At 47.9% G+C, this 14,041-nt stretch carries 12 protein-coding genes; 6 read left to right on the top strand and 6 right to left on the bottom strand.

Annotated features, from left to right (window positions below; translation table 11 throughout):
- Window positions 1-49: 49 nt before the first annotated feature.
- Window positions 50-886 (bottom strand): helix-turn-helix transcriptional regulator, encoded by an 837-nt coding sequence (locus AB4124_RS22315; protein ID WP_339272273.1) that lies wholly within the window; start codon window positions 884-886, stop codon window positions 50-52.
- A gap of 122 nt (window positions 887-1,008) precedes the next feature.
- Here AB4124_RS22315 and AB4124_RS22310 point away from each other — a divergent pair, with 122 nt between their 5' ends.
- Window positions 1,009-2,004 carry a Gfo/Idh/MocA family protein gene (locus tag AB4124_RS22310; RefSeq protein WP_441974218.1) on the top strand — a complete coding sequence of 332 codons (996 nt, stop codon included), beginning with the start codon at window positions 1,009-1,011 and terminating at the stop codon, window positions 2,002-2,004.
- Window positions 2,005-2,027: 23 nt separating this feature from the next.
- Window positions 2,028-2,975: an aldo/keto reductase gene (locus AB4124_RS22305; protein WP_441974217.1), complete on the top strand. Its 948-nt coding sequence runs from the start codon at window positions 2,028-2,030 to the stop codon at window positions 2,973-2,975.
- A 151-nt stretch (window positions 2,976-3,126) separates the two neighbouring features.
- On the opposite strand, the gene AB4124_RS22300 is transcribed toward AB4124_RS22305, so the two are convergent.
- From AB4124_RS22300 to AB4124_RS22285, 4 genes are all read right to left on the bottom strand, one after another.
- A complete protein-coding gene (locus AB4124_RS22300) occupies window positions 3,127-3,669 on the bottom strand; it encodes a DUF6022 family protein (RefSeq protein ID WP_098743134.1) in 543 nt (180 codons plus the stop codon).
- 121 nt (window positions 3,670-3,790) lie between these two features.
- Window positions 3,791-4,381, bottom strand: coding sequence for a TetR/AcrR family transcriptional regulator (locus AB4124_RS22295; protein WP_430130028.1), 591 nt, complete (start codon window positions 4,379-4,381; stop codon window positions 3,791-3,793).
- A 25-nt stretch (window positions 4,382-4,406) separates the two neighbouring features.
- Window positions 4,407-4,862, bottom strand: coding sequence for a VOC family protein (locus tag AB4124_RS22290; RefSeq protein WP_441974216.1), 456 nt, complete (start codon window positions 4,860-4,862; stop codon window positions 4,407-4,409).
- 131 nt (window positions 4,863-4,993) lie between these two features.
- Entirely contained in the window at window positions 4,994-5,314 is a 321-nt protein-coding gene (locus AB4124_RS22285; RefSeq protein WP_339293016.1) for a hypothetical protein, read from the bottom strand.
- 133 nt (window positions 5,315-5,447) lie between these two features.
- Here AB4124_RS22285 and AB4124_RS22280 point away from each other — a divergent pair, with 133 nt between their 5' ends.
- Window positions 5,448-5,729 (top strand): GNAT family N-acetyltransferase, encoded by a 282-nt coding sequence (locus AB4124_RS22280; RefSeq protein ID WP_441974215.1) that lies wholly within the window; start codon window positions 5,448-5,450, stop codon window positions 5,727-5,729.
- Window positions 5,730-5,943: 214 nt separating this feature from the next.
- Window positions 5,944-8,958, top strand: a complete 3,015-nt coding sequence (locus AB4124_RS22275) for a PAS domain S-box protein (RefSeq protein ID WP_441974214.1) — start codon at window positions 5,944-5,946, stop codon at window positions 8,956-8,958.
- A gap of 93 nt (window positions 8,959-9,051) precedes the next feature.
- Here the strand turns inward: AB4124_RS22275 and pepF are convergent, their stop codons facing one another.
- The gene (pepF, locus tag AB4124_RS22270) at window positions 9,052-10,854 is read right to left on the bottom strand and encodes an oligoendopeptidase F (protein WP_441974213.1); all 1,803 of its coding nucleotides are present in this window, start codon (window positions 10,852-10,854) and stop codon (window positions 9,052-9,054) included.
- 559 nt (window positions 10,855-11,413) lie between these two features.
- Between pepF and AB4124_RS22265 the strand changes: the two genes are divergently transcribed.
- Entirely contained in the window at window positions 11,414-13,393 is a 1,980-nt protein-coding gene (locus AB4124_RS22265; protein WP_441974212.1) for an endonuclease MutS2, read from the top strand.
- 67 nt (window positions 13,394-13,460) lie between these two features.
- Window positions 13,461-13,979, top strand: coding sequence for a GNAT family N-acetyltransferase (locus AB4124_RS22260; RefSeq protein ID WP_076321041.1), 519 nt, complete (start codon window positions 13,461-13,463; stop codon window positions 13,977-13,979).
- Window positions 13,980-14,041: the final 62 nt, after the last annotated feature.

Raw genomic sequence — 14,041 nt, 5'->3', positions numbered from 1 at the left:
CTGGACCTAAGTCGAGTTCTCACCTAACCTGGCGACGTGATATCCATAACTATACCCCATATAAGCGACGATAGGAAGATGGCGTCATACCTTCATGCTCCATAAATCGCTTGTTAAAGTAACTGACGCTCGGATAGCCCGCTTCCACTGCAATTTGTCCGATGGTTTTTTCTTTATGGTCGAGCAGCCACTGCTTTGCCATCTGAAGACGGCAGCGCGTCACAAAATCCATCGGGGTCATCTCCATAACATTGCGGAATAATTTGCAGAAATAGTAGGTGGTGACGCCAAGTCTGTCCGCCCACTCCTCCAAAATAAACGGTTGTGCCGCTTCCTGCTGCATGATCGGCAGTAGTTCAAGAATCCGGTTGGCCGAGTTGTTCGATTTATTGTCCGATAATGCGGACGCCTGCTCCACGAATACGGCTAACAAGGAATACGTTAGCGTGGACAGCTGCGCTGGCTTGAGCATCCGGTGGGTCTCCGCCTCACATAACAGCGCTTCGTGCGCTTCCTCAAAGGCTGACGGCTGCCGAATGCTCCACAGCTGGCTTTTATGAAATCCACGTTCGATGAAATAGTTCTGCAGACCGCTGCCATAAAAGTGGAACCACCGCACATCCCACGGATCGTCCTCGCTGGTGTAATAACGCTGAGCCTGCATAGGAAAATATAGCACGGCTTCCCCTGGGCCAAGCGTATGAACTACATTTTCGATTTCAACATACCCTTTACCGGAAGCCACATAATGAATATTAAAATTGTTCAGAGACCCGGCTGCCCGCGTAACGGTATGGTCCAGTTCATCCCGGTATATCCCTACTGATTCGGGCAGGCAGAAGAATGGCATTTGCGGAAGGGTTAACAGATGACTTTGTCGTTTCATCATAATACTCCTCAAATGACAATATTGTTGTATTAGACTACAAAATAATATTATATCAATTTTAATTCTTGTCTTTTATAATCGCAATATAATCTTAATAAGTTGCATAGGAGCTGATGAACATGACTCAAAAACTTCGTTGGGGAATCCTTGGCTGCGCCAGCATTGCCAAACGCTCGGTCATACCTGGTTTACAGCAATCCCGTCTCAATGATGTCGTTGCTATTGCGAGCCGCGACCAGGCAAAGGCGGCGCAAACGGCAGAGGAACTGAATATTCCGACTGCATACGGCAGTTACGAGTCCTTGCTCGAGGATTCTTCTATAGATGCTATCTATATTCCGCTCCCTAACCATCTACATAAAGAATGGAGCATCCGTGCGGCGGAAGCCGGTAAACACATTCTATGCGAAAAACCCCTTGCGTTGACAGAAGCAGAAGCAGCTGAAATGGCAGAAGCAGCGGCTAAAGCCGGGGTAGTGCTGACCGAAGCCTTTATGTACCGCTATCACCCGCGGTATGACTTGATGAAGGAAATGATCGACGCCGGTGCCATCGGGGACATTCGGGGCATACGCAGCGCGTTTACCTTCAACAGCTCCGCCAATCACGGGAATGTCCGTTTTCGCAAAGACTGGGGCGGCGGTTCGATTTATGATATCGGCTGTTATCCAATCAATGCCGCACGCATCCTGCTGGGTCAAGAACCGGAAGCCGTTACTGTTCAAGCTTTCTTCTCCCCTGAGCATGACCATGTCGACATGATGGCATCCGGATTGATTGAATTTGAAGGCAATGTAGCCCTGACATTTGATTGCGGAATGTGGGCGGCTTATCGTAACCCGCTTGAAATTGTGGGTACGGAGGGCCTGATTGAAGTCCCTTACGCCTATAGCCTGCCTGAGGACGGAGCGAACTTCTTCTTAACGACCGGCGAAGGACGTAAAGAAATCGAGGTTCCTCGTGCAAACGCATACAGCGAACAAGGCGACCACATGGCTGAAGCTATTTTGAACAACAAACCTCTCCGCTACTCCGCAGAGGACGCCATTCACAACATGAAAGTCATTGACGCCTGCCTGCAATCTGCCCATGAACGGAAGCGAATTGTATTGTAAATACACCCAAGGAGGATATGAATATGAAATATATATCAATCAAGGGATTAAACAAACCCGTCTCTGCGCTAATGAAAGGAACGGACTACTTCTATCATGATTCATATGAGAAAGCAGCCGCGAATATGGATGCATACCTGGCTATTGGCGGCAATTCCGTTGATACCGCCCACATCTACGCTGGAGGTCAAAGCGAAGAAGTGATCGGCAGATACATGCAGGAAAGAGGTAACCGGGATCAGATCGTCATACTGACCAAGGGTGCTCATCATGACCATAATGGCCCGCGCGTAAATAAAAAAGACATCAAGAGTGACATCACAACTAGCTTTGAAAGACTGCAGACGAATTTCATCGATCTGTACGCGCTTCACCGTGACGACCCTGAGGTTCCGGCAGGCGAAGTTATTGAGGCTCTGAACGAATACATTGCCGATGGCAGCGTTGGCGCCATTGGGGTATCCAACTGGACATGGGAGCGCATCCGGGATGCCAATGCCTATGCCGAGGCGAATGGATTGGTCGGTTTCTCCTTCAGCAGCCCGAATCTCAGTCTGGCCAAACCAAACGAGCCGTTCTGGAAAGGCTGCGTGTCTGCCGATGCAGAGACAATTGCGTGGCATGAATCCGAGCAGTTCCCGTTGTTCTCCTGGTCTTCCCAAGCGAGAGGATTCTTTACCGGCCGATTCACGCCTGAAATTCGAGATAATGCGGATCTTGTGCGGGTGTTCTACAGCGATGAGAACTGGGAGCGATTAGAGCGTGCAAAGCAGTTGGCGGCATCTAAACATGTGACAGCCATTCAGATTGCGCTCGCTTACGTGCTGAACCAGCCCTTCCCAACCTGTGCGCTGATCGGTGCGCAATCAGCCGAAGAATTAAAATCCTGTGATGAGGGTTCAACCATCCAGCTGACAAGGGCGGAATTAGACTGGTTAGACCTAACAGTTGATCAGCTGTCTTCAATCTAAATATTAAAAGCGCCTTGTCTCAGGATATTTTCATCCTGCTCAAGGCGCTTTTTTATAGGCTCGTGAGAACCATCTGAAATCTTATACTAGGACGAAGACATCTCCTTGGTGGGCAGAAAAATCCGCGCTGCATCCGCTGCATCGTTACTTCCTACTCCTGCAAACTCCGAAGATATGCTTCATATTCAACCGTAAATTCGAGTGCTTCCTTAAAATTCGGGGACTTGAGCGAAAGAGCCGCGACGACTTCCTCTTTTTCTGTCTCCTGCAAAGCTATGATGCGAGGCTGCCTTGGGACGCGAAACTGTGTATGATCGTGATATACGACGGTGACGATGGTGCCTAGTCGCTCCTGCTCTGGCGAATAAACCGTGCTCCACATCCAGCGCTGTTGGTCCGTCCCTTCCTGGCTTCCCCATTCTCTTGAGATGTCAAACTCACCGGGGAATTTCGGTTCAGGTCGTATTCCTAATTCTTTTAATTGTCTATGAATGGGCAAGAATAAAAGGTTCAAAAACGTCCCATACGCTGCATCTCCACCCTCGTTGTATGCCCTCATCAGTTTTTCCTGATTTACGGTAAGTACGGTTTGCCAGTTATGTTCAATGTACTCGGAAATATAGCTTCCGATGGCTTCGATTGGATGATCTTGATGCTCTTCCAAAAATTCCTTCAACGGTTTCATTGGTTTCATGGTTAACCCCTTTCCCATTTCATGGATTTATTGCTGTACCTCTCCAGCTTACAACATTCGTGCAAATTGTAAGGTTTGTTGGAAAACCGGTCCATACTAGGGGTAAACCTTATCATGTACTTTAGTCTCTTACTCGAAACCCTTGTAACATGCCGGCAATCACATCCATCGTTTCCTCGATGCCTTTATCGGTTGCAGGCATTTGAGCGACCCAAAGCGAGCATTCATTTAATGCGCCAGACAAGCCATGGGTCATCGCATCAACAGGGATTTTCTTCATCATTCCCTGCTCCTGCATCAAAGTTAACTGCTCCCGCAAATGACTCATCGAATGCAACTCGTCCATCTCGCGCCAAGCCTCCCAACCTACAACACTAGGACCGTCAATGAGCATAATCCGCTTATTCTGCGGCTCTACCACAGCAGCAATGAAAGCACGGCAGCCAAACAGGAGCTGCTCCCAGGGATCCTCGGAGCTACCCGCTTCCGTTTCCACGCGCTGTGCAATTTCCGATTGTACTAATTCAAGCACAGCCAGGAACAAACCTAGTTTATTCTTAAAGTGATGATACAGAGCGCCGCGGGTAACGTTAGCTTCGTCGGCAATTTCCTCTAGTGCCGCATTGGCATAGCCTTTTTCCGTAAATTGTGTTCTGGCTACCTTCAGCAGCAGCTGTATTGTCTCGTGGGTTTCGCTTTTACTTCTTCTCATAATTAGCGTTGTTCTCCCCTATGCATCATTCTCTAGAGTCAACCTCGTTAGGTGACCACACTTCTTCATTATACTGCTCCAGAAAGGTCTGGGAAGGCGGAATGATTTTGATCATGTCAATCAGTACCCCATTCGGGTCACTGATAATAAAATGCCGCTGACCAAATTCCTCATCCCGCATCTCCTGATGAAGCTGCAGCTTTTCGTGGATGATCAGCCTTTGGTACTCGGCATCCACATCCTCCACCTCAAAATTAAGAATCAATCCCTGTACAGATTTCTGAAAAGCGGACGGTACCGTGGGATGGTCTTTGGACAAAATGGCCATTTCATAGGCGCCTTGTTCCAGGTCTCCCTTCTTCAGGCTTATATACCAATCCGCTTCAAAAACAATCTCAAATCCAAACAACCGTGTGTAAAACTCTGCGCTTTCGGCGATCTTGTCTGTCATGATCACAGGATAAAATCCTTGCAGCTCCATATGGAAAACATCTCCTTCTACAATGGGATGAATCCAATTTATCATACATACTGTATGTATGTAAATGCAGATTTCTAAAATTTATCATAAAAAAAAAGAACCTGCAGACCAGACTGCAGGTTCTTCGTTTGCTACCACAACAAGCTGACAGCCAAAAGATTAAACAATGCTAGCGGCAATACTACATTAGGATTGGGCCCGTATGGCGCAAAGGGCGGATATCCAGGAAAGAATCCTCTGTTGCCTTGTTCTACAAGAATGTAAACATTTTTTGCGTCTACGTTTATGACGACGCCTTCGATGGCTTCATCATCCATCGTATGCACTCTTACCTTGCGATTCATCACATTTTTCATAGCAGCATGGGCGCTTTCTCTATGCTTCTTCATGGAATGTACCAGATGGTGATCGCATTGAAACAGCATTTGCGGTTGCGTTGAATAATTGTTCATGATGCTCCTCCTTCGTTCTCTTCTATCCGCATTGTATGCAAATATCCCGTCAAGGGTGTTCGCCTATGTGAAATCCGTTTAATGCATCGTAGATACGGGTATAGTACAACCAGATGAAGGAGGATTAAACACCATGGACAAACAAAATATACAGTCAAAATCGGGCAGCTTTTTCATTAATGATGACGGAAAAACGGTAGCCGAAATCACCTACTCGCCTCAAGGTAATGGAGTGATCAGTATCGATCACACCTATATCTCACCCAGCCTGCGCGGGCAAGGAATCGCCGACGAACTCGTTCGAAAAGTAATAGGGTACGCTCGGGAAGAAGATTTGAAAATCATCCCCGCTTGCTCCTATGCCGGGCATTATTTTGATAAAAACATCGACGATCGTGTACTGTTGTACAAATAAAAAACGATGCTAAAAATAACATATGGCATTGATAATCGGGTGTCCCCCTCGTAAAGTTAGACTCGCCAGCCATAAGAATGCTCCTCTTATCGGTTGGCTTTTACGCGCCTTAATTCCAAGTTCAAATTATACTTAGGTATTTTCGATTGCGATAGAGTGATCTTATCCTCTATGATCGAATGGTATAGCTTAAGTTAGGGAGGCAACTATAATCATGAGGCAAACAGCGGAACATTGGGTCTGGGAACAAATGTTTGATACATTGCCTATTGGGGCGATCCTGATTTCTGCGGTTGACGAGCCTGTGGCGATGGTTAATGATCGTTTTTGCGAACTTAGCGAAACCAAACGTTCAGACCTGCTTCAGCTCAAACCTTCCGAAATCCAAATTCTATCCAACCTACCGATTCAACAAACATTGCAATCATTCACATATAACCAAACGACCACGCTCAAAAGTAACTCTTATTTTATCCGCCGTGACGGAAATCAAGTCCATGTCTCAGTGACTATTTCCCTGTTAAAACATCCTGCCCCTGGAGAGACTCCATGGATATTGTGCTGTATTGAACCCCGAACCATACAGGAGGAATTATCTTTGCCGCGGACCATTAAGAATGATGAGCTGCTTGCACTTATTTCCAAAAGCGGACAAGATCTTATATCCATCAGCAACGCTGACGGCATCATCGAGTATATCTCACCTTCTGTGACCGAAATACTCGGATACACCCAAGAGGAAATGACGGGCCAATGCCGGATCGATTACTATCATCAAGTCGATTCCGAGCAAATAAAAGAACCGGGCAAACTATTTTCAGAGGAAAACAGCTTCGTTCGACGCATTCGCCATAAGGACGGGCATTATTTATGGTTGGAAACGTATTTTCAGCTGATTCGGGGAGCTCAGGGTGAGATTAACAAGGTTCTCGCCATTGGACGAAATATTACCAAACGAAAAACGGATGAGGATACGCTGGCCCATGCACAGCGGATTGCCAAGATCGGTTCCTGGCGTTGGGACCTGATCACGCATACGCTAACCTACAGCGATGAGATGAGGCGAATTTACGGATATCAGATCAGTGCCACCGAGCCAAACCATAACACGCTGCTGTCATTGGTCGTTCCGGAGGACCGCGAGCGGCTGGAGGCGGCGGTGAGCAGAGCCATTCAAGGGAAGGCGAATGAAATCATCTACCGGATCCAGCTTCAGGACAAGCAAATCCGAACCATTCGAGCTCAATGGGAAGTCTCCGTTACGAATGAAGGCAGACCCATGGAGATGGTTGGCATGGCGCAGGATATCACCGAGCAGGTGCTGATTGAACAGCAGTCGCTGGAGAATGAAAATAAGTACAAACTCATAACCGAGAATTCCCTTGATTTCATATCGAGCAGCACCATAGGCTGTTCAACGTTTCTTTATTGTTCACCTTCCTGTTATTCTCTGCTTGGATATCGTCCGGATGAGATGGTTGGCACCAGTATATTCGATTATGTATACGCTGAGGATATCATACCGCTTCAGGACTATTTCAAGAATTGCCTGGACTGCAAATTGCTCACACCGATCACCTTCCGTTATATACATAAGGATGGCAGGCACATCTGGTTTGAAGTCAATTGCAGGTACATTAGCACGCAGGACGGCCAAAAGAACGAAATCATTTCGATTGCCCGCGACATTTCCGAACGAAAGCTGATGGAATTTAAACTTAAAGAAAGCGAGCAGCGATATCGTTCTCTATTTGAATATAATCCGTCGGCGGTATACTCCATGAATTTGGATGGCGACTACTTAACGGCCAATCAAAATTTGCAGGACCTGACGGGTTATTCCTTGGACGAGTTGATCGGAATGTATTTCGGACCGATTGTAGCGGAAAATGACATGGCTCGAACGTTGTATCATTTTAATCAGGCGACAGAAGGCATACCGCAGAGCTATGATCTGACGATAATTCATAAGGATGGACATCCTATCGACATCAATACCATCAACATACCGATTTTCGTGGATGACGAAGTGGTCGGCGTCTATGGCATTACCCGGGACATTACTGAGCGCATGCGAACCATGGAAGAGATTAAGAAACTTAGCCGCGAGCTCACTCTTTTGCTGAATACGGTATCCGAAGGCATTATCGGACTGGACATTCACGGAGAGGTCGCTTTTATCAATCCGGCAGGCGCAGCGATGCTGGATTATGAACCGGCTACCACCATCGGAAGACCTTGCGACCAGATTATCAAAGAAATTCGCCATGACGGCACTTTTTATCGGGGGGACGATTCTCCGCTAGTTCGAGCCGTCAAACAAGGAGTACCACTGTCCAGAGCCGAAATTGTGCTTTGGCGAGGCGACGGAACCAGCTTTCTGGCAAATTATCAGGTCAACCCAATCTGGGATCAAGGAGAGCGCAAAGGCGCCGTTATGTTGTTCCGCGATATAACCGATGAGAAAGAGATCATCCGGGCGAAGGAGAATGCCGAACGGGCAGATCAAGCGAAAACGGAGTTTCTGACCATGATGAGCCATGAACTCCGCACGCCGATGAACGGCATCATCGGGATGATTGAGCTGTTAAGAACGACCGAGCTTGACGAGGACCAACAGAATTATACCCATATTCTGATGGAGAGCAGCAGTTCGCTGCTGCACATCCTAAACGAGATCCTTGATTTCAGCAAAATCGAAGCCGGCAATATGACACTCATTCATGAACCGATCGATTTGCGTTCCTTGCTTGAGGTCGTCGTTGATCTATTCTCGGCCAAAGCCAAAGAAAAAGGGTTATCGTTATCCTGCAGCATCAACAGCTCCACGGTACCCGATGTGATCATCGGCGATGCCCTGCGGCTGCGGCAAGTGCTTGTTAATCTCATCAGCAATGCCATCAAATTCACACATGAGGGCAGCATCATGATGAGTGTCGAGGGACTGCCCAGGACGGGCACCCAGGAATTCACGCTTGCTTTTCAAGTAAGGGATACGGGAATTGGCATCCCTGCTGAACAGCAGCATCAGCTATTCACCTCTTTCTCGCAGCTTCACCCCTCCTTGAATCGCAAATACGGCGGTACGGGACTGGGGCTTGCAATCAGTAAAAAACTCGTCGAGCTGATGGGAGGGGTCATCGGCGTCGAGAGTCGTGAACATGTCGGTTCCTCCTTCTATTTTACGATCCCGACTCATACGCTGAATGATGATAACACGGACAAATAAACTTGAGAGTCCCTCCAATATCTTCCACAAACAAAAGGGTGATCTTCAGCAAATGAGCTGTTGACCACCCTTTTCTCCTATATTCAATTGGTACTATTCCTCGTACAGGGACTCCAATTCGTCAATTAATGAGCTAACATAAGCTACCGCTTTGGAGATTGGTTCAGAAGTGGACATATCGACTCCCGCCATAGCCATTAATTCCAGCGGACTCTTGCTGCCTCCGGCTTTAAGGACTTGGAGCCAGCGGTCTACAGCCGGTTGTCCTTCCTCGCGAATCAATTGTGCTGCAGCTGTTGATGCGGTCAGTCCTGCGGCATAAGTATATGGATAAAGACCCATATAATAATGCGGTTGCCGCATCCAGGTAAGCTTCGCTCCTTCATCGAGCTCGACCGCGTCACCCCAGAAATCGGATAGCACGGCACCTTTTAGCTCAGATAGCTTATCTGCGGTAATCGGCTCATCAGCCATCGCATGGCTGTATACTCGCCGCTGCATTTCCGCTTCCAGAAGGTGAGTCACGTAGTTATGGTAATACGTGCTCAGAAGCTGAAGAATAACAGAGCGCCGCATCCGCTTATCCTCGGATTGACTGAGCAAGTGATCCGCTAGCAGCAGCTCGTTCATCGTTGAAGGCGCTTCAATAAAATACAAGGAAGGACGCGCATTGGTGATACGCTGATGGCTAGCAGCCAGCATCAAATGACCGGCATGCCCGACTTCATGCGCTAACGTGAAGGCATTGCGCATATTGTCCGCCCATGCCATCAGGATATAAGAATGTACTCCGTATACGGAGGAACAGAACGCGCCTGTAGATTTACCAATATTATCGGCATAATCCACCCAGCGCTTGGAGAACGTGGATTGAACGATCTCGCCGTATTCAGGACCCAGTATCGACAAAGCACTGGAAATTGTAGAGCAAGCTTCTTCATAAGTGATGCTTGGATTGAAATCCGTATCCATCGGCGCTTTCAAATCGCAGAACAGCATTTGATCCAGCCCAAGCACACGCTTCTTCAGCTTCATAAGTCTCCGCATATGCGGAGCTAACTCCGTCAGAATTGTATCATGGATATTGTTGTACATCTCCATGGTCACTTGCTGCGGCTTCAGCAGCATGTCCGTTACGGAATCATACCCGCGAAGCCGGGACATCACCACTTGCTTCTTCACTTCGGTGGCGTAAGCCTCTGCAAAGGTATGGCGCGATCCCTGCAGTGACTTCGTGAAGGAAGCATAGGCTTCGCGTCGAAGCTGCGTATCCTCGGACATTTCGTAAGAATTCTCGTACAAACGGAACGAGACCGGTTTGGTTTCGTCATTTACTCGAATATCGTCAAAGGTCATATCCGACAGCTTGCTGCGCAAATAGATGCGGTAAGGGGACCCAAGCACCTCTCCTAGCGATGCTAGCACGCTCTCCGTCTCAGGGCTCAAGCGGTGAGGTTTGGTTTCCAGCAACAATTTCAAGCTTCGGGCATATGGAACAAGCCCTTCTTCCTTCGTTATGTAATGTTCGATGGCGCCATCTTCGAGATCCAGCAGCTCCGATACAATAAACGTCAGAGAGGATTGGATGCGTGAGAGAACATCGCCCGTTTTGGCCGAATTCGCCAAGTTAGCCGGGTTGGTTCCGTCCTCCGATTGCCGTAATCTGGCATACGCTCCAACTTTGCTGATGCTTTCCATCAAAACTTCCTGTTCATTCAAGCATTCCAGAAGAATAGATGCCCCCTCTCCCAGCCTACCTTTGAATCGTGTCAATTGAGCAGCTTGCGATTCAAGCGCTTTTAACCCCGCTTCGAATTCTTCTTGCGAGACAAACAAATCATCCAGATTCCAGGTTGCCTCGATTGGAACCTCACTTCGTGTCAGCAACTTCCCCATGGATACAACTCCTCTCGTGTCTTTTACTCTCGTGATTGACGACAGCATTTACTAATGAATAGCAACTGCATAACAATTCCATCATATCACAGTTTTTCAAGGGACCGTATCCGCTTTTCGGCCTTGACTTGGGACCATATTTATGGATATAGTTGTTCTATACTCTTATCTAAAGGAGAGATTTTGATGTCGGTGGTCGTTCTTAACTAACCAAATTTCATATGGATCGAAATGTAAAATTTTGGGCATTTCCTGTATTGGGATATGTTTATTTTTTGATGGATTTTCATTTCATCCGTTGAATTAGTTAAGAACTGCGGATATCAATTGAAGCCCCTTTAGGGTTTATTCAGATATGATATGGTCATCCGTGCTGAGTTCAGCGCGGATTTTTTGGGTCTCCCCTCTTTTATGCAAAAGGGTTATTTGGAGCTGTCCCATAACGCCATGCCATCGGAATAACGGTCTATGGGCGGAAAGCGAACCTTAGTAGTTCGCTTTCCGCCCTTTTTTGCATTGTATGCCATCCATTTTATAAATCAAAAGGAGAATGAAGCCCATGAAACCATTCGCATTAAACAAATTGGAGTATGAGAGAATACGCACCGAGCTTGAACGCTTTGCCGTATCGTATCTGGGAGTCGAGCATATTCAGAAGATGGCCCCCCTCACCCAGATGAAAGCCATCCACAATAAATTGAATGAAACGGTAGAAGCCAAAACTTTGCTCCATACCGGAGCCAGCGTACCTATTCCTTCACTGGAGGGAATAAAAATGGTCCTGGATTTGCTCGGTACCGGCTATGTCCTGTCTGAGCGTGATTTCGGGAATATGGTCCAATATCTGAGAAGCTGCCGCCAGCTCATTCAATATATGAATGCCAAGAACGACATTGCTCCATTGATCAGTTCCTACGCCTCTTCCATGTATGAACTGCGTCCGCTTCTGTCCGAAATCGAACGCAGCATTCACGGCGGACGTGTCGTGGATAGCGCCAGCAAAGATCTGGCAAAAGTCCGCAAAAAAATCATCATGACCGAGGAACGGATCAAGCGCAAGCTCGACAGCCTGATAAGCCGTTACAAAGGGATCATGCAAGAGCATGTCATCAGCAAACGCGGAGGACGTTACGTGCTGCCCATCAAGAAGGAGCACCGTAAATCCGTGAATGGCTCGATTCTGGATGAATCGGCCAGCGGACAGACCGTATTCATCGAGCCTTCCGACTTGCAGGCACTTCAGATGGAATTAACTCTCCTGCACGCCGATGAAGTTCGGGAAGAAACAAAGGTGTTGAGTGATTTAACCGCACTTGCCGAGCAATATCAATTCGAACTGAGAACCAATGCCGACATTGTTGGAGTCTACGATTACATCATAGCCAGAGGCAAGTATGCCATTTCTATCGGCGGGCGCAATGTGAGCCTGAACCAGGAAGGGTTCATCCATTTAAAATCCGCGGTGCATCCTTTAATCGGCTCCACCATGGTACCGCTGGACTTTACCATCGGGAAGCGGTATAAAACCCTGATCATTACAGGACCTAACACCGGCGGCAAAACTTCAGCGCTCAAGACGGTTGGACTCATTACGGTCATGGTTCAATCCGGTCTGCTGGTTCCTGTAGCGGATGGCAGCCATTGCGCCATCTTTGACGAGGTTTCCGTCGATATCGGAGACGGACAAAGCTTGGAGCATGCCCTCAGCACGTTCTCTGCACATATACGCAACATCCGCGACATTTTACAGACGGCTAGCCGGTCCACGCTCGTACTGCTCGATGAGATGGCGTCCGGAACGGACCCTGGTGAAGGCGTTGGATTGTCGATCGCCATTTTGGAGGAATTGAGTCAACGTCAAGCAACGGTTGTAGTCACCACCCATTTTACAGAAATCAAAAATTTTGCCGAGCGCACAGCCGGCTTTGAGAATGCCCGCATGGAATTTGACGCTGACACACTTGAGCCCCTCTATCGTCTGCGGATCGGTGAAGCCGGTCACAGTTATGCCTTCGTCATTGCCGCGAAGCTGGGTATTCCGGAGTCGATTATAACCAGATCACGTGAAATCACGGAAGCGGGAGCTGCAAGAGGCGACAAAGTCCTTAGAGATGATGTTCGCTCAGAGCCCAAAGCATGGGCAGAAGAAGCGAGTCTGGCAGAACACGTTACCTTACCGACAGGCGAACAGGATGAGCTAGTGATTGTTCAAGATCATGTAGATGTAGATGTAGATGTAGATGAGGATTCTCCCTCTTCCCTCTATCAACTTGGCGATCGTGTCTATGTGCCTTATTTGAAACGTAGCGGAACCGTGTATGAGACCATGGACGGTAGAGGAAATATCGGTGTTATGATTCAGAAGGATCGACTGAAGATTAACCACAAACGACTGAAACCTTATATTGCCGCCAAGGATCTTTACCCGGAGGATTATAATCTTGATATCGTTTTTGAGAGCAAAGAGAACCTGAAGAAGCGTAAACTGATGAACCGCAAGCACGTTGAAGGACTGCAGATTGAAACGAAGCCGGAGTAACGAAGCTCTTGGGATGAGTCGCAGGATATCTATAAAAAATCCACAGGATTTGCGAGGAGAGATCACGATGAACATACGTACAGAAACCATAAACGATCATGAGAAGGTCCAGGACCTTCTCACTCAGGCTTTTCCCGGACAGGAAGAAGCGCTTCTAGTACAACGGCTGCGGGAAGACAAAACCTTTCAACGGGAATTGTCAATCGTTGCAGAAGAAGATGGGATCATCAAGGGACATATTATGTTCAGCCAGGCCAGCCTTATTGACGGCATTCATAGCCATTACGTAGCTGCGCTAGGGCCACTGGCTGTGCTTCCGGATTATCAACGTCAAGGGATCGGCGGAATTTTGATTGAAGAAGGCAAACGGCGGTGCCTCTCGCATGGCTATCCCCTTGTTTTTCTATTCGGCCATCCGGCGTATTATCCCCGTTACGGCTTTGTTCAGGCCAGAACCTATGGGATCGACTTAACGCAATTCACGGTTTCCGATGAAGTGTTCATGGTTGCCGAGCTTCAGCTAGGCGCTCTCAACCACCTGCATGGCGAATTCCGTTTCCACTCCGCATTCGAAGATTTGGGGTAAGTCGAGCTTCAAAGTCCATATCATCCGAATAGGTTTGGTCAAGCCGGGCAATACTTGGTGGC

The sequence above is a fragment of the Paenibacillus sp. 2KB_20 genome (assembly GCF_052115765.1).
Lineage (GTDB): Bacteria > Bacillota > Bacilli > Paenibacillales > Paenibacillaceae > Paenibacillus_AQ.
The sequence above is the reverse complement of the archived record's forward strand: the minus strand, read 5'-3'. Positions and strand labels throughout refer to the sequence as shown.

Excerpts from the sequence above, each read along its gene's own strand:
- AB4124_RS22315 (WP_339272273.1), bottom strand. The coding sequence starts at position 886 with ATGAAACGACAAAGTCATCTGTTAACCCTTCCGCAAATGCCATTCTTC.
- AB4124_RS22310 (WP_441974218.1), top strand. The coding sequence starts at position 1,009 with ATGACTCAAAAACTTCGTTGGGGAATCCTTGGCTGCGCCAGCATTGCC.
- AB4124_RS22305 (WP_441974217.1), top strand. The coding sequence starts at position 2,028 with ATGAAATATATATCAATCAAGGGATTAAACAAACCCGTCTCTGCGCTA.
- AB4124_RS22300 (WP_098743134.1), bottom strand. The coding sequence starts at position 3,669 with ATGAAACCAATGAAACCGTTGAAGGAATTTTTGGAAGAGCATCAAGAT.
- AB4124_RS22295 (WP_430130028.1), bottom strand. The coding sequence starts at position 4,381 with ATGAGAAGAAGTAAAAGCGAAACCCACGAGACAATACAGCTGCTGCTG.
- AB4124_RS22290 (WP_441974216.1), bottom strand. The coding sequence starts at position 4,862 with ATGGAGCTGCAAGGATTTTATCCTGTGATCATGACAGACAAGATCGCC.
- AB4124_RS22285 (WP_339293016.1), bottom strand. The coding sequence starts at position 5,314 with ATGAACAATTATTCAACGCAACCGCAAATGCTGTTTCAATGCGATCAC.
- AB4124_RS22280 (WP_441974215.1), top strand. The coding sequence starts at position 5,448 with ATGGACAAACAAAATATACAGTCAAAATCGGGCAGCTTTTTCATTAAT.
- AB4124_RS22275 (WP_441974214.1), top strand. The coding sequence starts at position 5,944 with ATGAGGCAAACAGCGGAACATTGGGTCTGGGAACAAATGTTTGATACA.
- pepF (WP_441974213.1), bottom strand. The coding sequence starts at position 10,854 with ATGGGGAAGTTGCTGACACGAAGTGAGGTTCCAATCGAGGCAACCTGG.
- AB4124_RS22265 (WP_441974212.1), top strand. The coding sequence starts at position 11,414 with ATGAAACCATTCGCATTAAACAAATTGGAGTATGAGAGAATACGCACC.
- AB4124_RS22260 (WP_076321041.1), top strand. The coding sequence starts at position 13,461 with ATGAACATACGTACAGAAACCATAAACGATCATGAGAAGGTCCAGGAC.